Genomic DNA, 24,604 nt, shown 5'->3' with positions numbered 1-24,604 from the left:
GTGTATAGGTTCTTACATTTTTTTTTGTTTTTTCTAGCAACAAGTAGTAATAGTGGTTATAAAATTTCATCTGCATTAGAAATTCCTATTTATGCCATTATTAGAGGTAATATTTCTGATGCAAATTTAAATCAAATCTTTAAAAATTCTGCGATAAAAGGTGTTACCTATTATGTGGGATGGTCAAAACTGAATCCTCAAAAAAACAATTATGATTTTTCCTCATTAACCAAGATTTTGACGTTGGCAGAGAAATATAATAAGAAAGTAAATTTAGGAGTTCTAACTGGGCGGTGGTCTCCAAAATGGCTTGAGAATAATAAAGTTAAATATTTATATTGGAATCATTTTGATGATTATGTAGAAAAAGGAAATATTGAAGAATCTAAAGCACCTATACCATGGGACAAAAATTTTTGCCAATATTTTGAAACATTTTTAGTGAAATTAAAAGAAATAGTTGATGTCAATCAAAAAACCTTTAATGCAATTGAAATTACAGGAGGGAGCAATACAAATGGAATTGAGACAAATTTTATTTGTTCCGACGATGAATTGAAAAGAGTTGAATTTAATTTTTTAAAGTATACTAATAATTGGAAAAAAATTATTGATAATTTTTCTAAACTGTTTCCTAATATCATTTTAACATTAGCAATACATGATTCTTTTGGGTCTCAGCGAAGCCAAGAGTCGGCAAATGAACTTATAAATTATTGTAATTTAAAATACACCCAAAGAATAAAAATTGCCGCATATGCTTTTACCGAAGAAGAGTGGTTTAATAGAGGTAATCAATATGCTGATTTAGTATTAAAATTACCTTCTAAAGATATAGTACTTCAGTCAATAAAAATTTATTCTATTAAAAGTACAAATGTCAATTTCGAAAAAATGTTATTCAAAGCTTCAGAAATTAAACCCGCATGGCTTGAAATATGGGGAGAAGACGTTATTAATAAGTTTTTAGATTCAGAACAATGATTTTTTTTATTATAAGTTTTATAGTTTACTTCTTTACAATTTACAATAAAAAAAACAAGGATTTTTTTCAGCCGGAAATTTTTCTCAATTTATATTTTATTGTATTAATCGGAATTGGTCCAATTGCACTTTACTTTTTTTCGTCAGAACTTTTTAATTCTCCTCAATACCAACAGGTATCATATATTGTACTATTAGGCTATATATTTATTAATTTAGGATATTATGCAGCCTCATCAACAAAGCGGTTAGCAGTAGAAAGTAATGATTTTATAATTTATAAAATTAAATTACAGAAAAGCAGTTGGAAATTTAAAAAATCGGGATATTTTTTTATTTTCATGGGTTTGGCGGCAGCAGTAATTTTCTTTTTTAGGGCAGGAAGTATACCAATTTTGGCTGCAAATAAAGAATCTGCACGCGTAATGGCATTAAGTATAGCAGGAAACGGATATTTCCTTTATTTAATGACTATTGCAATGTACGGAATAGCGCTATTAGCACTTTATAGCTATTTGTATAATGAAAATATTAAATCATTATTTGTTTTGACGTTTATTGTTGCTCTTGTTATGACAGGTACCGGCTCTCGCAGATATTTTCTTTGGTTATGCATATATGTATTCATGGCGAGACATTTTTTGTATGCTTCAATACCAATTAAAAAAATGTTCGGTTTTTCTATAATTGGACTATTATTTATTAATGTGTTCGAAATGTTTAGAAATCCTGAAAGTATGACTACGGTAGATTTGAAAACAACTTTTATTTACAGATTTGTAGTTTACATATCAAATTTAGAAAAAGTTATATCTGCTTTTATAAAAAAAGATTCTTTTGAATATGGAGGAACTTTTTTCATGGATTTAGTAACTGCGCTGCCGGGCAAGCAGGTTGACTATCAATCATGGCTGAAAGAAGTAACACAGCTAGAATTTGAAGGTTTTGGCATACCGCCAACTATTATGGGAGACTTTTACGTTAATTTTGGATACGCAGGTATTGTCGGAGGGTGTTTCTTATTCGGTTTTATAATTAGAAAATTATATAATCATTTGATTGTAAATAAGAAATCACTTTTCGATATCTTTTTATATACTATTGCTTTAGAGATTGGATCCAAAATAATTACTTCAGGACTGTCTGCTCAATCTGTTAGTATTGTTTGGTTATTGGTTTTTGTTATAATTTATAAGTTTGTAAATTCAATTTTATATGCAAAAAGGCCAGTTAATCTAATAAAAATAAGATTAATTAGGAATGCTTAAATTATTTAAACTTATTTGCTCTGGTGTTGGTGCTGCAGGGGCGACTTTTCTTTTGCAGATTTTGTTAAGTCACAAGTTATCGCTTAATGATTATGGAATTTATGCAACGGCAAATTCATCGATTTCAATGATCGGACCTTTTGCAGGAATGGGTATTGGAGGATTGTTTTTGCGTAAAGCATGTATTGACCACACTCATTCTCAGGAATATTTTTCGATAGCTTTAAAATGTATTTTGATAAATATACTTATTGCCTTTACAGCAAGTCAGTTTATTTTTTATAATACTGGACTTAATATTCTACAGGCTTTATGTTTATCATCTTATTGTTTACCCATTGCATTTCAATATTTAGTTATATCTCAAGCCCAATCATTAGAAAACTTTACTACAGTTTCTATAGCGCAAATAATAAATCCACTATTGAGGGTTTTTGTGGTTTTATTTTTGGTTGTATTGATACCATCTCTTACAAACACGGTTATTTTACTTTGTGTTGCTAATAGTGTGTCATTTATAATAATGTTGAGGCTTATTGATAAAAAGCTTTCGTTTAGATTAATATTTCTAAAGCAATCTAAAGAATTTTTTTTTAGGTTTTTAAAGGAATCATTCTTCTATTCTTTTAATGGAACTATTAATGTTATCCAGATTCAATTCTCTATCATTATGGCTATGTGTCTTTTTGGTTCTAATTCAGCAGGGCTTTACTCTTCTGCAATAATACTTCTTACAGCATGTTACATTCTTCCAAACATAACATTTGGAACATATTTACTTCCAAAATACCATAAATTAGACAATGCAGTTTTAAAAACTATAAGTTTAAAACATGGAGGTTTAGCATTTTTAGGTGGTATTGTTTTTTTTATTGCCATAAGTGTATTATCGGGAGACGTCATTAAATTAATATATCCTGATAGTTTTAAGAATTCAACACAATTGCTTAATATTTTAGCGATTAGTCTGCCTTTTCGATTTTATTCAACAGCAATAGGTGCCGCACTTCTAAATGAGAGATGTATAAAGTATAAAGTCTCAGCATCATCAATATCCGTAGTTTTTCAAGCTATGTTAATGTTTTTTCTGCAAAAAATAGGAGAAACATCGATATCAATATCTTTTGTAATTAGCGAAGTTCTAACTGCAATTCTTTACACTCTCATTTTTTTAAGATATTTTAAAAATAAATAGATAAAATGAAAATTTCATTTATAGGTTATTATGGAAGTAATTTTGGGGATTTATTAATGCTAAATGCACTAATAGATTATTACACTGAATATTATGGTCAAATAAATATCTACACATATGGCAATTTTGATAATTTGTACAATTCTTTTTTATCAAATACACATTTAAATAAAATAAAAATATTTGGATTATCTGGGCGAGATAAAATAAACTATGCACAATTTATAAAATCACTAAAAGGATCGAAATATCTCATTTGGGGAGGAGGAACCTGTTTTATGGATCAAGGCGGAACTGGAGGAGTAAAATTTATGTTAGGAGCTAATTTCTTTAAAATACCTGTTTTGTATTTAGGAATAGGTATTGATTCGCATTTTAAATTAAAAACAAAGCTGTTGGTTTTTTTGTCTGTATTTGTATCTAAATCGCTTTATTTTAGGGATTTAAAATCTATAGAAGCTGCCAATAAATTAAGTTTTGGTATGTTTGATACTAAGATTAGGTATGTGCCAGACATTGCAAACATCAAAGAAATTCAAGACGAAATAATCTCGGATAATTATATTATTTTTTGTTGTCGTGATTTGGCAGCATATCCTAAGTTAAATAACGAAAAAGTCAATCATGATCTTGCCCTTTTGGCAGTTAAAATTTGTAAGCAGCTGGGGTTTAATAAAATTGTCAATTTGATTTGCGATGCTGAGATAGATGAAGATCAAGGTAAAAAAGCAATAACTGTGTTTTTGCAAAATGGTATAGATGTAGACACTATTTACGGATCTGAGATTGATAAATCCTTAATTGCAATTAAGAATTCGAAGTTTGTAATCACCTCAAGGCTTCATCCTGCCGTCATTGCTCAAAATTTGAATATTCCGTACTCTCTTTATAATTATTCCGATAAGAACAAAAAATTTGTAGAAGAAGTAAATGAGCAAGCAAGATTGATTTGTCGTTATAATATTAATAAGCACATTGCTGATTTTCAAAATCTCCAGAAAAATAATTTAGACCGAGTTAAAGAAGAAATTCAAAGTGTATTGGTAAAATATATTAAATAATCGATTAGAAAATGGAAGAGACTAAAACCTCAATTGGAATTATAGAACCAATTGGAGGGCATGGTGGAATGGATTACTATGATTATGGATTAGCAATGGGATTAGGCTCCCACAACGTTAAAGTAGTTTTGTATACAAGCAGTGAAACTAAAGTGCGAAATTATAAAAACGTTAAAACGCTCATATATTTTAAAAAAATGTGGAGCAGTAATTTTGTTTTAAAAACTTTTAAATATTTATATGGACATTATGCTGCAATTTCAGACATTAAAAAGCGCAATATTGTAATTATACATCTTCATTTTTTTACTTTTAGAAGTATTGATTTACTTATACTGTGGTATGCAGAATTAAATAAAATTAAAAAAGTAGTTACTATTCACGATATTAATTCTTTTGATAAACAAGCAAAAAGTTTTATTGAGAAAAAATGTTTTAAATATATTGACGGCATAATTGTTCATAATTTAAGTTCACTTAATGCCCTAGATGAAAAATTTAATTTGTCGATCCCTAAGATAATTATTCCTCACGGAAATTACCTGCCTTTTATAAATCATTCACATTCTGAATATAAAAAAACAGACAGGTTTTCTCTGTTATTTTTCGGCCAGATAAAAAAGGTAAAAGGACTTGATATTTTACTATCTGCTATTAGTATCCTAAAGAAGAGAAAATGTAACGTTGAGTTAACAATCGCTGGAAAAGCATGGAAAAGCGATTTAAACGAATACAAAAAAATGATTGAAGAACTTCAAATTGAAGATACTGTAGTTACTGATTTTCGATATATTCCAGATAATGAAGTTTCAGATTTTTATCATAAAGCAGATTTGGTTGTCTTGCCATACAAAAATATTTACCAAAGCGGTGTTCTGCTTTTGACCCTGAGCTATGGAAAACCTGTTATATGTTCTGATTTAAAGCCTTTTAAAGAAATTATTGAACATAATGAAAATGGTTTTTTATTTGAAAGTCAAAATGCCGATGATTTAGCTTCAAAAATTCAGGAAATTATTGCAGACAAAATTCAATTGAAAAATGTCAGTGATAATGCAAATAATTTAGTCCGTCAAAATTATGATTGGATTAAAATTGGAAACTCAACAAAAACATTTTATAAATTAATACAATCTAATTCTGTATAGATAACTGTTGTTTTTGTAGAATAGAATTTAAAACTACTTATATCTCATCCTACGTTTCGAATGAAACAAAATATTAATTTAATTTTTGCAAATGAAAATCTCAATAATAGGGACAAGGGGAATTCCTAATCATTACGGAGGTTTTGAACAATGCGCCGAATATTTAGCTGCCGGCTTAGTACAACGAGGCTTTGAAGTTACTGTATATAATTCTCATAATCATCCTTACAAAAAAAAAGAGTGGAATGGTGTTCAAATTAAACATTGCTATGATCCTGAAGATAAATTAGGTACAGCAGGTCAGTTTATATATGACTTGAATTGTATTCTGGATTTAAGAAAACAGAATTGTGATATTGTACTGCAATTAGGTTACACAAGTAGTTCTGTTTGGGGATGGTTGATGCCAAAGAATGCAATAATCACGACGAATATGGATGGTCTCGAATGGAAAAGAACAAAATATTCAAAATGGGTTAAAAAATTTCTTCAATACGCAGAGTCTTTAGGCGTCAAATATAGTGATCATCTTATTTCAGATTCAATAGGTATAAAAAACTATCTTAAAGCTGCTTACAATGTTGATTCAACATACATAGCCTACGGAGCAACTCTTTTTGAAAATAATAATGCTAGTGTATTGAAAGATTATGAGTTGATTGCAAATCAGTATGATATGCTGATAGCAAGATTAGAACCAGAAAATAGTATAGAAATCATTTTAGACGGTGTCAAAAAGGCAAACCTATTCCGACCATTTTTAGTCATTGGAAATCACCAGACACCTTATGGTTTTTATTTAAAGGAAAAATACAATGATCACAAACAAATTCAATTTATAGGTGGTATTTATAATATTGAAATTTTAAATAATCTTCGCTACTACTCAAATATTTACTTTCATGGCCATACTGTCGGGGGAACTAATCCTTCATTGCTTGAGGCAATGGCCTCTAATAGTTTAGTTTGTGCGAATGATAATGATTTTAATCGATATATTTTGGGAAATGATGCTATCTATTTTAAAGATGAAAATGAAATTTTAGATCATTTGATCCATGTAAATTATGATGATGAAAAATATCAATTAATGTTAGAAGAAAACAGAAAAAAGATACTTAATGTTTATGATTGGGAAATAATTATTGATCAGTATGTCAATCATTTTGTTGAGATTAAAAAAGGAAGATTAAAAAAACATGAAAATTTTACAAAAACTATCTAATTATCGGTTTTCCCGGTATTTTCAAATTCTATTCATTCTTTGGGATATAGTTTTGCTGAATATAGCAATAATTATTTCAGGACTAGTAAAATTAGAAAGCCTTGACAGATTGTTTTTAAAAGAGAGCCAGACTATTTCATTGCTTGGTAATTTAATTTGGATTGGTCTTTTATTATATAAAGATTCCTATCGAATTATTAGAGTCGAAACTATAGAGTCTATATTGTCCAGAACAATAAAAAAGGTCATAATTCACGCAGCAATTATTGCTGTTTTTGTTGTTTCACTACATTATTCGGATATTTCTAGATTTCAATTATTTTATTTTTATATTTTTTTCTTTTCTTTTTTAATGTTGTCTCGATTCTTATCGATGAAAGCTCTCAAATATATACGATCAAAAGGATATAATTTTAGAAATGTCATTATTGTAGGTGCAAATGATACAGGAAAACGACTTCGCAAGATCCTTTCTAAAAATTTAACTTTTGGTTATAGATTTTTAGGTTTTTTTGACGAAAATCAAAATATTTCTGATCCTTTTTTTGGGAATATTTTAGGTGGATTTGATGATATTCAGAATTTTATAATCAAAGAAAATATTGATGAAATGTACGTTGCTCTTCATATAGATAATATTGAGGTTATAAATAAATTAATTCAAATCTGCGAGCATCACATGGTTCGTATTAAGTTTATTCCCGATTTTCAGCTGTATACTAAATCAAGCAGGGTTGAGATTTCTTTTTATGAAAACACTCCCGTTTTAATGTCTCGCAGAGAACCATTAGAAAACACTGTTAACAGGCTTCTAAAAAAAATATTTGACATTTGTTTTTCCTCATTAGTTATAATATTGATTTTTCCATGGTTATTTCCAATTATTATTATGATCATAAAAATTGAATCGCCAGGTCCGATTTTTTTTAAACAAGACAGATCAGGGAGAGATAATAAATCATTTGCATGTTTAAAATTTAGAAGCATGCGTGTTAATGATATTTCGCATAAAAAACAAGCTCAAAAAGGGGATATTCGTATTACTAAATTCGGCGCTTTTATGCGAAAAACAAGCATTGATGAATTACCTCAGTTTTTTAATGTCTTTTTTGGTAACATGTCTGTAGTTGGACCAAGACCTCATATGATATTTCATACACTTGAATATACCGAATTAATTAACAATTATTTAGTTCGTCAATATGCTAAGCCAGGCATAACAGGGTGGGCTCAAGTTAATGGTTACAGGGGAGAAACCAAGAAACTTATTGACATGGAAAATAGAGTAGAATTCGATATTTGGTACATTGAAAATTGGAGTTTACTACTTGATATAAAAATTATAATAAAGACAGTTGTGAATGTTTTTCGAGGAGAAAAAAATGCCTATTAATAGGAGGGCAATCGATAAAATCACCAGCTAATTCTTCAAATACAATCGTTTCAAAGCAAGTGTTCTGCTCGCTTTTAAATGCGATTTTAATTCAAACTTAATGAAATCTAAAATTATTTTTATGATAAAAACCGTCAGTTTTTTATCATTCTTATTGCTTTTTTTATCCTGTGCATCTAAGAAAGATGTGGTTTATTATCAAAACATTGATTCTCTTCAAGGAATGCAAAAATCAATTTCTTACGAAGTTAAAATCCAGCCTGATGATTTATTAATGATTATTGTTTCTGCTGATGATCCAGAAGCCGCACTGCCATTCAATTTAAAAACTTATAATGCATCGAGCAATAAATTAGATCTTACCAGAGGTCAGGAAACAGTCCAGCTTTATTTAGTAGATCAAGATGGAAGTATTGAATTCCCAGTTTTGGGAAAAATTAAAGTCGGTGGATTAACACGTACAGAAGTGCTTCAATTGTTAAAGAATAAAATTGGGAATTATATTAAAAATCCAATTATTAATCTTCGAATTACAAACTTTAAAATTTCCTTGCAAGGTGAAGTTAATTTACCTGGTACTTATTCTGTTACTTCAGAAAGAATCACATTAATTGAAGCTTTAAGTATGGCAAAGGATTTAACAATTTACGGAAAGAGAGATAATGTTCTTATAATCAGAGAAATAAACGGTATGAAATCGTGCAATAGAGTCGATATAACAAAATCTGATTTTATAAATTCTCCGTTTTACTATCTAGCTCAAAATGATGTTGTTTATGTTGAGCCCAATAAAACCCGGGTTAACTCCTCTGCTGTTGGACCAAATACTTCAGTAATTATTTCTGCGATTTCTATTTTAGTATCGCTATCTGTATTAATTTTTAAATAAGTTGAAAGAAGAAATGCAAAAGCAAGATTTATATAATGATTTTATAGATGACGAAATCGAAAATACAAATATTAGAGAGCAAATTAGTAAATATGTAATTCATTGGAAATGGTTTTTATTAAGTATAATTTGTGCATTGATTTTTGCTTTTTTATACCTGCGTTACACAACCCCTAGTTATGAAGCAACTGCAACGATATTGGTTAAGGATGAGAAAAAAGGAGGTATGCTTTCAGAGCTGTCAGCGTTTTCAGACTTAGGCTTTGGTGCAAATATGAAAAGCAATGTTGATAATGAAATCGAAATATTAAAATCGCGAACATTAATAGAGAGTACGATTAAAAAATTGAATCTTAATGTATTGTTGTTTGTTGAGGGAAAAGTTATTAATAATGACATTTATGCCGAAGCTCCAATTACTGCTTATTTTATAAATAAATCTGATCTGTTTAATGAGGCAAAGATCGTTTTAAAATGTAAACTTTTAGATTCAAACACATTTTCATTAGATAATGATATGGAAGATAATGAGAGGTTTATTTTATCTGGTAAAAAACAATTTAAGTACGGTGAAAAAATTGCTACTGCAATTGGAACTTTAGTTTTTGAAAAGACCTCATTTTATAAAAATAATACTAAAGATCAATATGAAACAATCCAAATTGTTGTTGAACCTTTAAGTGATTTGGCAGAGAAATTTAGAGATAAGCTAAAAGTTGAGCCTATTAGCAAAACCAGCAGTATTGTCAATATTTCTATTTCTGATGCCGTGCCTGAAAAAGCCGAAGTTTTTTTGAATAATTTGATTGAGATTTATAATAAAGATGCTGCAGAAGACAGAAATTTTATTTCTGATAATACATCAAAATTTATTGCTAGTCGTTTAACATTGATAGCTCAGGAATTAGATGGTGTAGAACAAAATGTAGAAAGTTTTAAAAAATTAAATCAATTAACAGATATTGAATCTGATGCTAAACAGTTTGTTCAAAATTCTAATGAATATGATAAGAAAGGAGTAGAAACCGATATTCAATTGAATGTAGTTTCTTCTTTATTAGATTTTATAAAAAAAAGTGCCAATTCTGACCTTCTTCCTAATAATATGATTTCTGATAAAGGCGATGCAGGTCCGCTAATTGCATCGTACAACCAGTTAGTTTTAGATCGTAATAGAATTTTAAAGTCGGCCACTACTGAAAATCCTTCAGTTGTTAAATTAGATCAACAAATTAATTCCATAAAAGCCAGTATTGCAGAAAGTTTAAAACGCATGCAGTCAAATCTTAAAATTCAAAATCATGATATAAAAGATCAAGGAGGAATGTTTAAGAGTAAAATTGGTAAAATTCCAGTTCAGGAACGTCAATTTAGAGTAATTGCAAGACAGCAAAAAGTTAAAGAAGAGCTGTACCTGTACTTGTTACAAAAAAGAGAAGAAACTGCAATTTCTTTGGCTGCGACAGAACCAAACGCACGTATTATAGATGCAGCCAAGGCAGAAAAAAAACCGATGAGTCCTAAGAAAAAAATTGTCTACTTAGCAGGATTGTTATTAGGATTATTAGTGCCATTTGGAATTATTTATGTTGCCAATATTCTGGATACAAGGATTAAAAGCAGGCTTGATCTTGAAGGAAAAACTCAAATTCCTTTTATTGGCGACGTTCCAACTTCTGAAGATATTGCTGAAATGATAAAATCAGATAGTAGATCCAGCTCTGCAGAGGCAATACGAATTGTTAGAACTAATTTGGAATTTATGCTGAATAAAGTTCCAGAAGGCTTGGCAAAAACAATCTTTGTTACCTCTACATTTCCATCTGAAGGAAAAACTTTTATTGCAGTAAATCTAGCGGCGACTTTTGCTTTGTCTGGAAAAAAAGTTTTGTTGGTAGGTATGGATATTAGAAATCCAAAATTCGATGAATATATTGATGTTCCAAATTTCGGACTAACTAATTATTTATTATCTAATGATGTTAATATAGATGATTATATAATTAAAAATAGAGCATATGAAAATTTTTACATACTTCCTGCCGGTATTATCCCTCCAAACCCAGCGGAATTACTAATTGGAGATAAAATAAAACAGCTTTTTGAAGATCTTAAAAATAAATATGATTATATCCTTGTCGATACCGCGCCAGTCAGTGTAGTGACAGATACATTATTAATAGCTAAAAATGCAGATACATTTGTGTATGTAGTCCGAGCAAATTTTTTAGAAAAACGACTGCTGGCTATTGCCAATATGTTCTATAAGGAAAACAAATTGCCAAATATGTGTATGGTTCTTAATGATACAGATTCTGCAAAAGGTTATGGTTACGGTTATGGCTATGGGGTTACTGAGAAAAAATCATGGTGGAATAGACTGATTTCCTGATTATAATAGAGACATAAAAAAAACCGGTTTAAAATAATTTTAAACCGGTTTTTTTATGGCATTTACTTAAATTCTAAAACTTAAAAAATTGATTGTTTTTGATGACTTCTTTCATAGAATCTATGCTGTTTATTTTTATTTTTTCATTAAAAGAAGCAATATGTTTTCTGTGATGTACATCTGTACCCGCAAAATCGTACATTCCTTTCTTTAACAGATATTCGGTAATTTTAGTAATTCTACTGCCATAATATCCCACAGTAGATAATAAATTCAGTTGAAACAAACAGCCTGCTTTCTTTAATCTGTCATATTCAATTAAATTTTTATGATAAAATAAATATCTCTCAGGATGTGCTAGTACGGGGATATATCCTGCAATCTGTATGTCAAAAAGTATTTTATATAATTGCACTGGTGCATTCATATAAGACATCTCTACTAAAACATAATTGTCTTTTAGCGTCAAAAGTTTTTCAGACTTAAAATGATTTTCAAACCAATCATCCATAAAATATTCTGCTGCAGGTCGAAAAGGCATTGTAATGTTTTGAGCATTCAGTGAAATTTGTGTTTCCTTATGTTTCGTAATTACAGCTTCTGGCGAATTATTCCAAATGTAATGGCTTATGTGTGGTGTAGTTATAAATTGCGAAATACCTAATTCTTTAAATGCTCTGACAAGTCTAATTGTATCTTGAATTGATCTAGCTCCATCGTCTATTCCTGGTAATAGGTGGGAGTGAATGTCAATAAAGTCTCCAGAAAGGAGATCTTTTAAATAAGGTTTTGATTTAAAAAATGATAGCATGGCAGCAAATGTAAATAAAAATTGATAGTATTTGTAATACAAATCAATGAATTTGTTTCTCGCCAGATTGTTTCATTATTTCATATGAATTATGTTAATATTCTTCCTATTATTCTATATTTGATGGAATGTATAAAGCAAATATTTATGAAAATTAAAGAGAATTTATATAATAACAGGATTATTTCGATAGATGCTTTACGCGGAATTACCATTTTTGTCATGATTTTTGTAAATGAGCTTGCAAGCGTCAAAAATGTACCTCAATGGATGAAACACATGCCCGCAGATGCAGATGCAATGACTTTTGTGGATCTTGTTTTTCCGGCTTTTTTATTTATCGTAGGTATGTCAGTTCCTTTTGCATTTAATACACGTTTAATTAAAGGAGATGGTTTTCAAACAATTTGGAGTCATACATTAAAAAGAGCTTTGGCATTAATTATAATTGGAGTCTTTATGGTAAATGCAGAGTATGGTTATGATGGATATAAGATGATTATAACTCCTGCACTTTGGGGACTTTTGGCATATGCAATGCCAATTCTGATTTGGAATAAATATCCTAAAGATTTTTCTTCATGGTTTAAAAATACTTTACAATATGGAGGTATTATGGTACTAATTGCACTTTATTTTTTATACGTCCAGGAAACAGGCAAAATAGGAATGACTCCAAAATGGTGGGGGATTCTTGGTTTAATTGGCTGGGCATATCTTTTTACTGTTATTTTTTATTGGCTTGTTTCAGGAAGATTATGGGCAATGATTTTATTTTTGATCAGCTGCGTTTTGGCTAATTCAATAAATCTATCCGAAGGAATAATCAAACATCCGTGGTTTAGTTTTACAGCTGGACATTTAACACATTCTGCAGTTGTAACAGCAGGAATAATTATTTCATTATTATTTTTTGATAGAAAAATTTCATCAAAAATCAATTGGGCTGTAATTTGTTTTACAGCACTTTTTTTTGTAACCGGATATTTGCTTCGTCCCTATTTTGGAATTTCAAAAATAAAAGGAACTCCCTCTTGGACTATGTATTCAGCAGCGATCTGCACGATTTTGTTTTATTTTTTATATTGGCTTATGGAGATTAAAAAGCAGACTAAATGGAGTGATTTTTTTATGCCCGCAGCAGGAAATCCATTATTGATCTATATTTTGCCGGGAGTTATTTATTATTTCAATCTTACATTTAATCTTCATCTTGTTCCAGATTATTTTCGCGAAGGCATTCCGGGAATATTATGGTCGCTATTATTTGCAGTTACAATGCTGCTGGCAATGAAAATAGCTAATAAATATAGGATTCAAATGCATTTGTAAAAAGGCTAAGTTTAAAATTAGCTCAGTAAGATTTATCCAATTTTAATAAAACGATTCAGTATTAGCAGAAAATTTTTAACTTCCCCAAAAATCAAGAGCTTAATTTCTCATGCAGTTATCAGTAATTATCCTTAATTATAATGTTTGCGAATTTCTGGAACAATGTGTTTTAAGTGTTCAGGAATCTCTTTCTTCAATTGATGGTGAAATTATTGTCGTAGATAATAATTCTTCCGACGGCAGTTGTTTAATGATGAAAAAACGATTTCCAGAAGTAAAACTAATTCAAAATCATGAAAATTTTGGTTTTCCTAAAGGCAATAACATTGGAGCAGCAGAGGCACAAGGAGAATATATCTGCATTCTTAATCCAGATACAATTGTTGCTGAAGATACATTTTTCAAGATTCTGGCTTTCGCCGAAAGGCAGACTAATTTGGGAATTACAGGCTGCAAATTAATTGATGGAACAGGAAGTTTCCTGCCCGAAAGTAAACGCGGCATTCCGACACCTTGGGTAGCTTTTACAAAGATTTTTGGTTTGTATAAAATTTTCCCTAAAAACATTTTTTTCAATCAATATTACGCACAGGATATAGATGAAAATGAAACTGGAAAAGTCGATATTTTAGTTGGAGCTTTTATGCTTCTAAAACGTGATTTGTATTTGCAATTAAATGGTTTCGACGAAAATTGCTTTATGTATGCTGATGATATTGATCTGTCTTATCGTGCATTACAGATACAAAAAACAAATTATTATTTTCATGAAACCACAGTTTTGCATTATAAGGGAGAAAGCACAGTCAAAGATCAAAAATATATGAGACGCTTTCAGGAAGCGATGGATTATTTTTATAAAAAACATTTTAAAAAGTCGCTGTTTTTTTCTGTTTTCATTAAAATTGGAATTGTCTTTTTTTCACTGGTTAAAATGTTTCAGGGAAAACCAAAAGAAAACCGAATACCAGAAACTTACGTTTTATACTCTTCAGATCTAAAATTGTCTAAAAAATTGTCAATTGTTTTAAAAAATAAAGTGATCAATTATGATTTCAAAAAAGAAAAAATGGTAAATTCGTGCCTTATTTTTCAGGGTAAAAGTGTAGAGGTTATTTTAGATAATCGTTATGTTTCATTCAAAAAATGTATCAATATCATAGAAACTCTTAAAGATAAGAGGATTACTTTTAAAATTTTCCCCAAAAACGCAAATTTTATTATTGGAAGCAATTCGAAAAATGACAGGGGTCAAATTATAAAAATTGAGTAAAAAATTATATTAAATGTAATTTATATTTAAAATATTCAGTAATTTCGCAATCGGAAAATCAAAATCACCTTTGAGGTTAACAATATGGCAAGATTTGAATTAAAACTTCCCAAAATGGGAGAAAGTGTAGCTGAAGCAACTATTACTAATTGGTTGAAAGAAGTTGGAGACAAAATTGAAGCTGATGAAGCTGTACTGGAAATTGCAACAGATAAAGTTGACAGCGAAGTACCAAGCGAAGTCTCTGGGATTTTGATTGAAAAATTATTTGGCAAGGATGATTTAGTTCAGGTTGGTCAAACCATTGCAATTATCGAAACAGAAGGCGGTGCTCCTGCTGAGGTGTCATCATCATTTTTAATCGATAAAGTTGCTGACGATGAGCCGGCTCCTGCAGAAGCTGCAGAAATCGAAAAAACCATTGAGTCTGTTCAGGAAACTGTGACTGCATCTCAAGATTTTTCTGCTCAAGCCTCAGTATCAGAGAAATTCTTTTCTCCTTTAGTTAAGAATATTGCGAAAGAAGAGGCTGTTTCTGTTGCTGAATTAGAAAGTATTCAGGGTACAGGAAAAGACGGACGTGTTACAAAAGAAGATATTTTAAAATATGTTGAAGATCGCAAGGCAGGAGTCGTAGAAGCTCCTAAAGCTGTTCAGGAAACTGTAAAAGAAAAAATAGCCGAGCCTGTAAAACAAGAAACTGTAGTTCAAAAAGCAGTAGAGCCGGCAGTTCAAAAAACTCCTCAAGCTGTTCCTGTTTCTGTAAATGGAGGTGACGAAATCATCGAAATGGATAGAATGCGTAAATTGATTTCAGGTTATATGACGGCTTCGGTTCAGACTTCAGCTCACGTACAATCGTTTATTGAAGTTGATGTTACTAATATTGTAAAATGGAGAGATAAGGTTAAAACTGCTTTCGAGAAAAGAGAAGGCGAGAAACTTACTTTTACACCCATTATGATGGAAGCAGTAGCGAAAGCTTTGAAAGATTTCCCGGGAATGAATATTTCTGTTGACGGAGATTATATCATTAAAAAGAAGAATATTAATTTAGGAATGGCGGCAGCTTTACCAAACGGAAATTTAATTGTTCCTGTAATTAAAAATGCAGATCAATTAAATCTTGTTGGAATGGCAAAAGCGGTTAACGATTTAGGAAATCGTGCAAAAACTGGAAAACTTAAGCCGGATGATACGCAAGGTGGAACTTATACGGTGACAAACGTTGGTACTTTTGGAAGTGTATTTGGTACCCCAATTATTAATCAGCCTCAAGTTGGTATTTTAGCTTTGGGTGCAATTCGTAAAGTTCCTGCGGTTATAGAGACTCCGGAAGGAGATTTTATCGGAATCCGTCAAAAAATGTTCTTATCGCATTCTTATGATCATAGAGTGGTAGATGGTGCATTGGGAGGAAGTTTTGTAAAAAGAGTAGCTGAATATTTGGAAGCTTTTGATGTAGAAAGAGATTTTTAAACTCTTTGTTTAATAGATAGTTAACCCCTTTTACATGTAAAATGTTAAAGGGGTTTTCTTTTTGTTTTCTGCTTCAGTTTAGGATGGAATTCCTCAACTTTATAAAAAAAACGAGGAAAATTCGGCTTTAAAAATTATATTTGTAAACTTATAAAATACAAAAATGGAACTCAAACTCAACAAACCAATTTGCTTTTTCGATCTTGAAACCACCGGTATTGATATTGGAAAAGACCGAATAGTAGAAATTTCAATATTTAAAGTTTTTCCAAACGGAAATAAAGAAAGTAAAACTTGGTTGGTGAATCCTACAATTCCAATTCCTCCACAAACTACCGCGGTGCATGGCATCACAGATGAAAAAGTAGCAAACGAACCTACTTTTAATGAACTTGCTCCGATGATTCATAATATGATAAAGGATAGTGATTTGGGTGGGTTTAATTCGGATCGTTTTGATATTCCGTTATTGGCAGAAGAATTACTTCGCGCAGGAGTAGATTTTGATATGAAAAATAAGGTTTCTGTTGATGTGCAGACTATTTTTCATAAAATGGAAGAGCGTACTTTGAGTGCTGCCTTGAAGTTTTACTGTGGGAAAAGTCTTGAAAATGCGCATTCTGCAGAAGCAGATACAATGGCGACGTACGAAATTCTAAAAGCGCAATTAGATCGTTATCCGGATTTGGAGAATGATATGAAATCATTGTCTGAATTTACAACTCGTAAAAAAATAGCTGATTTTGCAGGAATGATTGCTTTTGATAAAGATGATGAAGAAGTTTTTACTTTCGGAAAACACAAAGGAGCAAAAGTTGAAAAAGTACTGGAAGCAGAACCTGGTTATTTTAGCTGGATTCAAAATGCAGACTTTCCATTATATACCAAAAAAGTTCTTACGGCTATTAAATTAAGAAAATTAAATACAAAATAAGGTGGGTAAGAAGCTGAGGTTCTTAGATGCTAAGTTTTTTGCATAGTTTCTCAATATCTTACTTATCAATTTAGCAACATAAAAAAATGAAAATAATTTGTGTAGGCAGAAATTACGCCAATCATATCGCAGAATTAAAAAACGAAAAACCAACAGAGCCTGTTGTTTTTATGAAGCCGGATTCTGCTGTTTTGTTAAAACAGCATCCGTTTGTAATTCCTGAATTTTCTGAAGACGTTCATCACGAAATTGAAGTAATTGTTAAAATTAGTAAAGTAGGGAAGTATATTGAGCCCAAGTTTGCGCATAAATATTACGACGAAATAAGTGTTGGTATCGATTTTACAGCTAGAGATTTGCAAAGTAAACTAAAAGAAAAAGGTTTGCCTTGGGAAAAAGCAAAAGCATTTGATGGTTCTGCTGTTATCGGAGATTTTTTACCGAAAAGTGATTTTGTTTCTCTTGAAAATCTTACTTTTGAATTGACAAATAATTCTAAAACAGTTCAAAAAGGCAATACCAGTCTTATGTTGTGGCAGATAGATGAACTTGTGTCTTATGTTTCTCAATTTTTTACGTTAAAAATTGGAGATATCATTTTTACAGGTACTCCTGAAGGTGTGGCAGCAGTGAAGCCAAATGATGTTTTAGAAGGCTTTTTAGAAGATAAAAAATTATTCAGAATACAAGTAAAATAATGGCTTTAAAATATAACCTTTCAAAAGTATACGCACTTTCAGATAACGACCCTGAATTTGTAAACGAAATTCTAAAATTATTTGTTACCGAAGTTCCAGAAGATTTAAAGCAAATCAAAGAAGGAATTAAGAAAAAAGATCATAAATATGCTTATTCTTACGCTCACAAAATAAAACCAACATTAGATTTAATGGGGTTAAATGTCGCGTTTGAAGAAATTCTGCAAGTTGAAGCATGGACCAAAGCTGAAGGTAAGAAAAAAGAAATCATAGAAACTTTTAAAAGCATTAGAGAACAGGTAAAAGACGCAGTCAAAGAAATTAAGAAAGACTTTGATTTGTAGAATTTGATTATACTTGGTTTTTTCTTTTTTTTTTATTTAATTAAAAATAAAGTTTAATCGTGTCTATAAACTGTTATTCCTTAAAATAATTCAGCGCGCGTCTTTTGCTGCAAAAGACTTTACGTTTACCCCTTACGAAAATCGCTGAGACAATAACCTGCATTATGATAATAACTTACACTAAGTAAGAAAAAAAGCATTTATATGAAGGCAACCATAATAACTATTGGAGACGAGATTTTAATTGGTCAAATCGTTGACACTAATTCAGGTTTTATTGCAAAATCATTGGACAGAATTGGTGTTGAAATTACAGAAATGATTTCGATCAGCGATGACAAGAAGCATATATTAGACACTTTTGCGCAGTTGCAGAACAAAGTAGATCTGGTAATTGTAACAGGTGGTTTGGGACCTACAAAAGACGATGTTACTAAAAAAACATTCTGCGAATATTTTGATGATGAGCTAGTTGTGAATCCAGAAGTATTGGCTCATGTTACAGAGTTGATAGAGGGTTTTTACAAAAGACCGATTTCTCAAATGAACAAAGATCAGGCATTAGTTCCTTCAACTTGTACGGTACTTCCAAATAAAGTTGGTACGGCACCCGGAATGTGGATGAAGAAAGAAAATACAGTATTTATTTCTCTTCCAGGTGTACCTTATGAAATGAAATATTTAGTTGAGGAGGAAATTATTCCGAAAATTGTCCGTGAATATAAGCGTCCTTATATTATTCATAAAACGATTTTAACATACGGGCAAGGCGAGAGTCTAGTCGCTGAACGTATAGAAAATTGGGAGAATAATCTTCCTGATTTTATTAAACTGGCTTATCTGCCAAATCCTGGAAGAGTAAGATTGAGATTATCTGCCCGCGGTACAAATAAGGAATTGCTGGAAGAGGCTCTTGAAGATAATATAAAATCATTAGATGCTATAATTCATGATATTATAGTAGGTTACGAAGAAAATGAAACAATAGAGTCTGTGGTTGGAAAACTTTTGGCAAAACAAAATAAGACCATTTCGACAGCTGAAAGTTTTACCGGAGGAAAAATTGCTTCGATTTTATCAGCTGTTCCAGGTGCTTCAGGTTATTTTAAAGGTAGTATAGTTTCTTATGCTACCGAGGCCAAGGTTAATGTTCTTGGTGTCTCGCAGGAGTTAGTAGATCAATATTCTGTAGTAAGTGCGCAGGTTGCATCGGCTATGGCTTTGAATGTGAAAGATATACTTAAAACAGACTACGCAATTGCGACAACTGGCAACGCCGGACCATCAAAAGGTGATTCAGATGCTGAAATCGGCACTGTTTTTATCGCTTTGGCAACTCCAACTGATATAATTGTAGAAGAGTTTAACTTTGGTCAACCTCGTGAAAAAGTGATAGATAGAGCGACCATTAAGAGTTTAGAAATATTACAGAAAGAAATTTTGAAAATTGTGCAATAATTTTTTGCTACAATGGTTTATTTTTCTTTTCTTTGCACCCTGATTTTGAATAACGATAAAAGATAAGTATAATGTCAAGAGTTTGTGACCTTACAGGTAAAAGAGCGATGGTAGGAAATAACGTTTCTCACGCTATGAACAAAACTAAGAGAAAGTTTTCTGTAAACTTAGTTAAAAAGCGTTTTTATCTTCCAGAAGAAGATAGATGGATTACTCTTAGAGTAGCAGCATCTACGATAAAAACAATTAATAAAAATGGAATCACTGCTGTTTTGAAAAAAGCGCAGTCAGAAGGATTTATCAAATAATCTTTTCCTAAATAAATATATAGCAAGATGGCAAAGAAAGGTAATAGAATCCAGGTAATTTTAGAATGTACTGAACACAAGACTTCTGGTGTTGCAGGAACTTCTAGATATATAACAACTAAGAACAAAAAAAATACTCCAGATAGACTTGAGATTAAAAAATTTAATCCAATCTTGAAACGTGTAACTGTTCATAAAGAAATTAAATAATTAAGTCATGGCAAAGAAAACCGTAGCATCGTTACAGACATCTTCTAAGAGATTATCAAAAGCCATTAAAATGGTTAAGTCTCCTAAGAGTGGTGCATATACATTCGTAGAATCTATTATGGCTCCTGAAGAAGTTGATGAGTTCTTGAAAAAGAAATAATAACAATCACATTATATAGAAAAGCTGCTTTCATTCGGAAGTAGCTTTTTTATTTTTTATATTTGTCTAAAATTTATAGAAGTAAATAATATACGTTTTATAAAAACTGTCTCTGATTTTTCTTACATCAATTAAAATCAGTAATTTAGTCTTTTGCATTGTATATAAATTAAAAAATTACACTATAAAACCGAGATTATCGATTTTCCTAAAATCATAATCAAAAAAACTAACAACAAAAAAATAATGAGTTTTTTCAAAAAATTATTCTCTACAGACAAAAAAGAGACTTTAGACAAAGGTCTTGAAAAATCAAAAACTACTTTTTTTTCAAAGTTAAGCAAAGCCGTTGCCGGAAAATCTAAAGTCGATGACGATGTATTAGATAATCTGGAAGAAATTCTTGTTGCTTCAGATGTTGGCGTAGATACAACATTAAAAATTATTTCAAGAATTGAAAAACGTGTTGCTGAAGATAAATATTTAGGAACCGAGGAGCTAAACCAGATTCTTCGTGAAGAAATTGGTGCTTTATTATCTGAAACTAATAGAGGTGAAGCTACTGAATTTGAAATTCCAAAAGATAAGAAACCATATGTTTTGATGGTGGTTGGAGTTAATGGAGTTGGAAAAACTACTACTATTGGTAAACTCGCTTATCAATTTAAAAAAGCAGGTTATAAAGTTGTTTTAGGAGCTGCAGATACATTTCGTGCCGCTGCTATTGATCAGTTGCAAGTTTGGGCTGATCGCGTAGATGTTCCGATTGTAAGACAGAACATGGGAAGTGATCCCGCTTCTGTAGCTTTTGATACTTTGCAGTCTGCTGTAGCTCAAAATGCTGACATTGTAATTATTGATACTGCTGGACGTCTGCATAATAAAATCAATTTGATGAACGAATTGACAAAAGTAAAACGTGTAATGCAGAAAGTAGTTGCCGATGCTCCACATGATGTACTTTTGGTTTTGGACGGTTCTACAGGACAGAATGCTTTTGAGCAGGCAAAACAGTTTACTGCCGCTACGGAGGTTACATCATTGGCTGTGACAAAATTAGACGGAACTGCCAAAGGCGGAGTTGTAATAGGTATCTCGGATCAGTTTCAGATTCCTGTAAAATATATTGGAATTGGTGAAGGAATTGAAGATCTACAAGTCTTTAATAAATATGAATTTGTAGACAGCTTTTTTAAATAATATCAAAATGAGTTTTTCTTCTTTAAAAAATATAACGCCTGCTTCTTTTTATTTTGCAAGCGTTATAAGTCTTGTATTTGCAAATGTTTTAAAAGATACGAGTTTGTCTTTTTATTACATTTTATTGATTTTAGGTTTGGCATTCTTTTTTGTAGGAATGCTTAAAAGATCTCGTACTAAAAAATAATTATTGATATAAGGCATTAATTTTTTCCCATAAAGTCTTATCGAAATCAGATAATGCTAAGTTTTCATCATCAGCAGCATCACCCATTCTGATGATTACCATTTTTTTGCTTGGGACAATATATATTTTTTGGTCATTTTTACCCAGTGCCATAAACATGTCATTTGGTGCTGTCGGAATTATGCTTCCTGGAAAAGTCAGCTGTGATTGTGGCAGATGATAATTTGCTTTCCCGTTTAGCCACCATAAATACCCATATCCTAAATTAATATTTTGAGAAGTATTTGTTGCTTCATTAAAGTAATTTTCATTCAGGATAATTTCATTTCCCCATTTTCCTTTATTCAGCATTAAAAGTCCAAAACGCGCCATACTTCTTGACGTACTCGTGTAAACGCTATTAACGCCAAGCTGGACCCAAGCGCCATTCATTCCGATTTTATCTCTTAATTTTGCATTGAAATAGTTCTCCCATGTTTGTCCGCTTGCTTTTGCAACTACGTTTTGCAGTTTTACATAAACATTGTGGTATGCCCATCGCTTTCCAGCATCAGCTTTGTAGATTAGGTTTTCTGGATTTACATCGTCTGTACTGTCATCTAGACCCGATGTCATTGTTAGTAAATGCTTAGGGGTAATTAAATTTTCCTGAGTTAGAGTTTCACTTGTCCAGCCTGTACCAATATACTGAGAAACTTTGCTGTTTATATTTAATAAGCCTTCTTGTTGTGCAATTCCGGTTAGGGTAGATGTTAGCGTCTTTCCGGCACTTGCCCAATACCAATTTGTAGATACTGTATGATTGTTAAAATAATTTTCTAAAACAATCCTTCCATTTACTAGAATAATAAAAGATTTAGAATGTTTTAGCTCTAAGTATGCTAAAAGTGGCTGCACTGCGTTTTGATTCCATTTTAGATCCGAAATGGATTGTGTTTCCCAAGTGGTTCCAGTTAATGGTGGGAAATACATAGTTTGACCGGAAGTCGATTCATCAATAGAAGATTCTTTACTGCAACTGATGAAACATAAGATTATCAGAAACTTAAAAATTGTTTTGGTCATGTTTTTTGGTTTTTGGTTTTGAGTTGGACTAAAAATATAAAAAATAGTTTAATGGAGCTGCAAAAATTATCTCTTATAAAATATATAAGCTTAACTTTGCAGCAACTAAATTTTCTTTAGAAAAAGGAAACCTGATCTTTATGGTTTCGACCACTCTAGATATCATAAAAGATATAATCAGACAGAAGGAAAAAACTTCTTATTCTTGATAATATTGGGATCGGATAAGAATAAAATAAATTTAATAATTTACAGCATGAAAAACACTTTTATGATTTTGGTTTTGTCTCTTTTGTTTGTTGGATGCAAACATGAAATTAAACCAGCGGATATAGCAAAACTTAATGGATATTGGGAAATTACGAAAGTAGTTTTTGATAAAGGTGAAGAGAAGGATTACGGAATGAATGAAAACTTTGATTTTTTTAAAATAAAAGGAAATAAAGGAACGCGTACTAAAGTTATGGCGCAGCTTGATGGAACTTTTTTGACAACGGATACTTATGAAGATGTTTCGGTGCGTTTTGCCGGCGAAAAAATTTACTTGGATTATAAGACAGATTATGCGAAATGGAGTGAGGAATTAATTTCGCTTTCTGATGAAGAGTTGGTTGTTAAAAATACGGAGAACAAAGAATATCATTATAAAAAAACTGGACCAATAAATCTTTTGAACGATGGCAAAGAGACTAAATAACGAAAGTACTGTTGGAGCTGTTTTACAGCAGATTATTCAAACAAATAAATTACAACCCGGAATGGATCAAATTGATGTTAAGGAAGCTTGGCGTCAATTGATGGGAAATGGCGTGAATACGTATACAAAAAATGTCGTGCTTAAAGGAAGTACACTTTATGTTGAACTTGGTTCTTCTGTTCTGCGCGATGAGTTAAGTCACGGAAAGTCTAAAATAATTAAGATGATTAATGAAGAACTGAGACGTGATGTGGTTAAAGATGTCGTTTTGCGTTAGACTTCTTAGATTCTGAATATTAATAATAAAAATAAAACCCACTTCATTGAAGTGGGTTTTTGTTATTCTAAGAAGTCTAAATTAAAACTGCTCTCTTCCGGCAAAATGGAATGCACCTTCGATAGCAGCATTTTCATCGCTGTCTGAACCGTGAACTGCATTTTCTCCAATAGAAGTTGCGTATGCTTTACGAATAGTTCCTTCAGCAGCTTCAGCAGGATTTGTTGCTCCAATTAAAGTTCTGAAATCTTCTACTGCGTTATCTTTTTCTAAAATAGCAGCAACAATTGGTCCGCGTGACATAAATTCAACTAATTCTCCGTAGAAAGGTCTTTCTGCGTGTACTGCGTAAAATGCTTTAGCATCTGCTACAGTTAATTGAGTTAATTTTAATGAAACGATTTTGAAACCGCCATTAGTAATCATTGCTAAGATATTCCCGATGTGTCCGTTTGCAACAGCATCTGGTTTAATCATTGTAAAAGTTCTATTTGTTGCCATTTTTTGTATTTATTAAATTTTGTGCAAAAGTATACTTTTTTTATTAATTGATTTTAATAAATTCATAATTATAGTTCTTTTATTACTCTAATTTGTAGATTTTTATAAAATATAG

The 24,604-nt window shown here is 31.1% G+C and carries 26 protein-coding genes; 23 read left to right on the top strand and 3 right to left on the bottom strand.

What is annotated here, in order from left to right:
- The first annotated feature begins 24 nt into the window (after positions 1–24).
- The 9 genes from B0A68_RS14615 to B0A68_RS14575 all read left to right on the top strand — a co-directional run bounded on the left by B0A68_RS14615 (position 25) and on the right by B0A68_RS14575 (position 11,555).
- On the top strand, positions 25–984 hold the full coding sequence (locus B0A68_RS14615) for a beta-galactosidase (RefSeq protein WP_035690233.1): 960 nt from the start codon (positions 25–27) through the stop codon (positions 982–984).
- The gene (locus B0A68_RS14610; protein ID WP_035690234.1) at positions 981–2,252 is read left to right on the top strand and encodes an O-antigen polymerase; all 1,272 of its coding nucleotides are present in this window, start codon (positions 981–983) and stop codon (positions 2,250–2,252) included. Before B0A68_RS14615 ends, B0A68_RS14610 begins: the two co-directional genes overlap by 4 nt.
- On the top strand, positions 2,245–3,447 hold the full coding sequence (locus B0A68_RS14605; protein ID WP_035690236.1) for an oligosaccharide flippase family protein: 1,203 nt from the start codon (positions 2,245–2,247) through the stop codon (positions 3,445–3,447). The genes B0A68_RS14610 and B0A68_RS14605 overlap by 8 nt, the downstream gene beginning before the upstream one ends.
- A 5-nt stretch (positions 3,448–3,452) precedes the next feature.
- Entirely contained in the window at positions 3,453–4,508 is a 1,056-nt protein-coding gene (locus B0A68_RS14600) for a polysaccharide pyruvyl transferase family protein (RefSeq protein WP_051893014.1), read from the top strand.
- An 11-nt stretch (positions 4,509–4,519) separates the two neighbouring features.
- Positions 4,520–5,656 carry a glycosyltransferase family 4 protein gene (locus tag B0A68_RS14595; RefSeq protein WP_035690238.1) on the top strand — a complete coding sequence of 379 codons (1,137 nt, stop codon included), beginning with the start codon at positions 4,520–4,522 and terminating at the stop codon, positions 5,654–5,656.
- A gap of 91 nt (positions 5,657–5,747) precedes the next feature.
- Positions 5,748–6,881, top strand: a complete 1,134-nt coding sequence (locus B0A68_RS14590) for a DUF1972 domain-containing protein (RefSeq protein ID WP_035690240.1) — start codon at positions 5,748–5,750, stop codon at positions 6,879–6,881.
- Positions 6,856–8,274, top strand: a complete 1,419-nt coding sequence (locus B0A68_RS14585; protein WP_035690242.1) for an undecaprenyl-phosphate glucose phosphotransferase — start codon at positions 6,856–6,858, stop codon at positions 8,272–8,274. The genes B0A68_RS14590 and B0A68_RS14585 overlap by 26 nt, the downstream gene beginning before the upstream one ends.
- Positions 8,275–8,395: 121 nt before the next feature.
- A complete protein-coding gene (locus B0A68_RS14580; RefSeq protein ID WP_035690346.1) occupies positions 8,396–9,163 on the top strand; it encodes a polysaccharide biosynthesis/export family protein in 768 nt (255 codons plus the stop codon).
- 13 nt (positions 9,164–9,176) lie between these two features.
- On the top strand, positions 9,177–11,555 hold the full coding sequence (locus tag B0A68_RS14575; RefSeq protein WP_035690348.1) for a GumC family protein: 2,379 nt from the start codon (positions 9,177–9,179) through the stop codon (positions 11,553–11,555).
- A 73-nt stretch (positions 11,556–11,628) separates the two neighbouring features.
- Here B0A68_RS14575 and B0A68_RS14570 read toward each other — a convergent pair whose 3' ends face one another.
- Positions 11,629–12,366, bottom strand: a complete 738-nt coding sequence (locus B0A68_RS14570; protein ID WP_035690243.1) for a tyrosine-protein phosphatase — start codon at positions 12,364–12,366, stop codon at positions 11,629–11,631.
- Positions 12,367–12,513: 147 nt separating this feature from the next.
- On the opposite strand from B0A68_RS14570, the gene B0A68_RS14565 reads away from it, so the two are divergent.
- The 12 genes from B0A68_RS14565 (at position 12,514) to B0A68_RS14510 (ending at position 21,949) form a co-directional block, all read left to right on the top strand.
- Positions 12,514–13,698, top strand: a complete 1,185-nt coding sequence (locus tag B0A68_RS14565) for a DUF5009 domain-containing protein (protein ID WP_035690244.1) — start codon at positions 12,514–12,516, stop codon at positions 13,696–13,698.
- 109 nt (positions 13,699–13,807) lie between these two features.
- Positions 13,808–14,971: a glycosyltransferase family 2 protein gene (locus tag B0A68_RS14560; RefSeq protein WP_035690247.1), complete on the top strand. Its 1,164-nt coding sequence runs from the start codon at positions 13,808–13,810 to the stop codon at positions 14,969–14,971.
- Between the two features lie 84 nt (positions 14,972–15,055).
- The gene (locus tag B0A68_RS14555; RefSeq protein WP_035690248.1) at positions 15,056–16,450 is read left to right on the top strand and encodes a dihydrolipoamide acetyltransferase family protein; all 1,395 of its coding nucleotides are present in this window, start codon (positions 15,056–15,058) and stop codon (positions 16,448–16,450) included.
- A gap of 163 nt (positions 16,451–16,613) precedes the next feature.
- Positions 16,614–17,384 (top strand): 3'-5' exonuclease, encoded by a 771-nt coding sequence (locus B0A68_RS14550; RefSeq protein WP_035690251.1) that lies wholly within the window; start codon positions 16,614–16,616, stop codon positions 17,382–17,384.
- A gap of 86 nt (positions 17,385–17,470) precedes the next feature.
- Entirely contained in the window at positions 17,471–18,082 is a 612-nt protein-coding gene (locus B0A68_RS14545) for a fumarylacetoacetate hydrolase family protein (protein WP_035690252.1), read from the top strand.
- Entirely contained in the window at positions 18,082–18,426 is a 345-nt protein-coding gene (locus B0A68_RS14540; RefSeq protein WP_035690254.1) for an Hpt domain-containing protein, read from the top strand. Before B0A68_RS14545 ends, B0A68_RS14540 begins: the two co-directional genes overlap by 1 nt.
- Before the next feature lie 204 nt (positions 18,427–18,630).
- Complete coding sequence (locus B0A68_RS14535; RefSeq protein WP_035690256.1) at positions 18,631–19,884, top strand: CinA family nicotinamide mononucleotide deamidase-related protein; 1,254 nt, start codon at positions 18,631–18,633, stop codon at positions 19,882–19,884.
- A gap of 71 nt (positions 19,885–19,955) precedes the next feature.
- Positions 19,956–20,192 (top strand): 50S ribosomal protein L28, encoded by a 237-nt coding sequence (gene rpmB / locus B0A68_RS14530; protein WP_008468080.1) that lies wholly within the window; start codon positions 19,956–19,958, stop codon positions 20,190–20,192.
- A gap of 27 nt (positions 20,193–20,219) precedes the next feature.
- Entirely contained in the window at positions 20,220–20,402 is a 183-nt protein-coding gene (gene rpmG / locus B0A68_RS14525) for a 50S ribosomal protein L33 (protein ID WP_017495179.1), read from the top strand.
- A 7-nt stretch (positions 20,403–20,409) separates the two neighbouring features.
- Positions 20,410–20,562, top strand: coding sequence for a DUF4295 domain-containing protein (locus B0A68_RS14520; protein WP_084679232.1), 153 nt, complete (start codon positions 20,410–20,412; stop codon positions 20,560–20,562).
- Between the two features lie 246 nt (positions 20,563–20,808).
- Positions 20,809–21,762 (top strand): signal recognition particle-docking protein FtsY, encoded by a 954-nt coding sequence (ftsY, locus tag B0A68_RS14515; protein ID WP_035690258.1) that lies wholly within the window; start codon positions 20,809–20,811, stop codon positions 21,760–21,762.
- Between the two features lie 7 nt (positions 21,763–21,769).
- Positions 21,770–21,949 (top strand): hypothetical protein, encoded by a 180-nt coding sequence (locus B0A68_RS14510; protein ID WP_035690260.1) that lies wholly within the window; start codon positions 21,770–21,772, stop codon positions 21,947–21,949.
- On the opposite strand, the gene B0A68_RS14505 is transcribed toward B0A68_RS14510, so the two are convergent.
- Positions 21,950–23,014, bottom strand: coding sequence for a serine hydrolase domain-containing protein (locus tag B0A68_RS14505; protein ID WP_035690262.1), 1,065 nt, complete (start codon positions 23,012–23,014; stop codon positions 21,950–21,952).
- 256 nt (positions 23,015–23,270) lie between these two features.
- Here B0A68_RS14505 and B0A68_RS14500 point away from each other — a divergent pair, with 256 nt between their 5' ends.
- Together B0A68_RS14500 and B0A68_RS14495 are read left to right on the top strand one after the other, a co-directional pair.
- Positions 23,271–23,711 carry a lipocalin family protein gene (locus B0A68_RS14500; RefSeq protein ID WP_035690263.1) on the top strand — a complete coding sequence of 147 codons (441 nt, stop codon included), beginning with the start codon at positions 23,271–23,273 and terminating at the stop codon, positions 23,709–23,711.
- Positions 23,692–23,988 (top strand): DUF721 domain-containing protein, encoded by a 297-nt coding sequence (locus B0A68_RS14495; protein ID WP_035690265.1) that lies wholly within the window; start codon positions 23,692–23,694, stop codon positions 23,986–23,988. Before B0A68_RS14500 ends, B0A68_RS14495 begins: the two co-directional genes overlap by 20 nt.
- An 81-nt stretch (positions 23,989–24,069) precedes the next feature.
- Here the strand turns inward: B0A68_RS14495 and B0A68_RS14490 are convergent, their stop codons facing one another.
- Positions 24,070–24,489 carry a nucleoside-diphosphate kinase gene (locus tag B0A68_RS14490; protein ID WP_031456090.1) on the bottom strand — a complete coding sequence of 140 codons (420 nt, stop codon included), beginning with the start codon at positions 24,487–24,489 and terminating at the stop codon, positions 24,070–24,072.
- Positions 24,490–24,604 lie beyond the last annotated feature (115 nt).

The organism is Flavobacterium reichenbachii, from assembly GCF_002217435.1.
GTDB lineage: Bacteria > Bacteroidota > Bacteroidia > Flavobacteriales > Flavobacteriaceae > Flavobacterium > Flavobacterium reichenbachii.
Note: the sequence above shows the minus strand (reverse complement) of the source record. Positions and strands in the feature narration are given on the sequence as shown.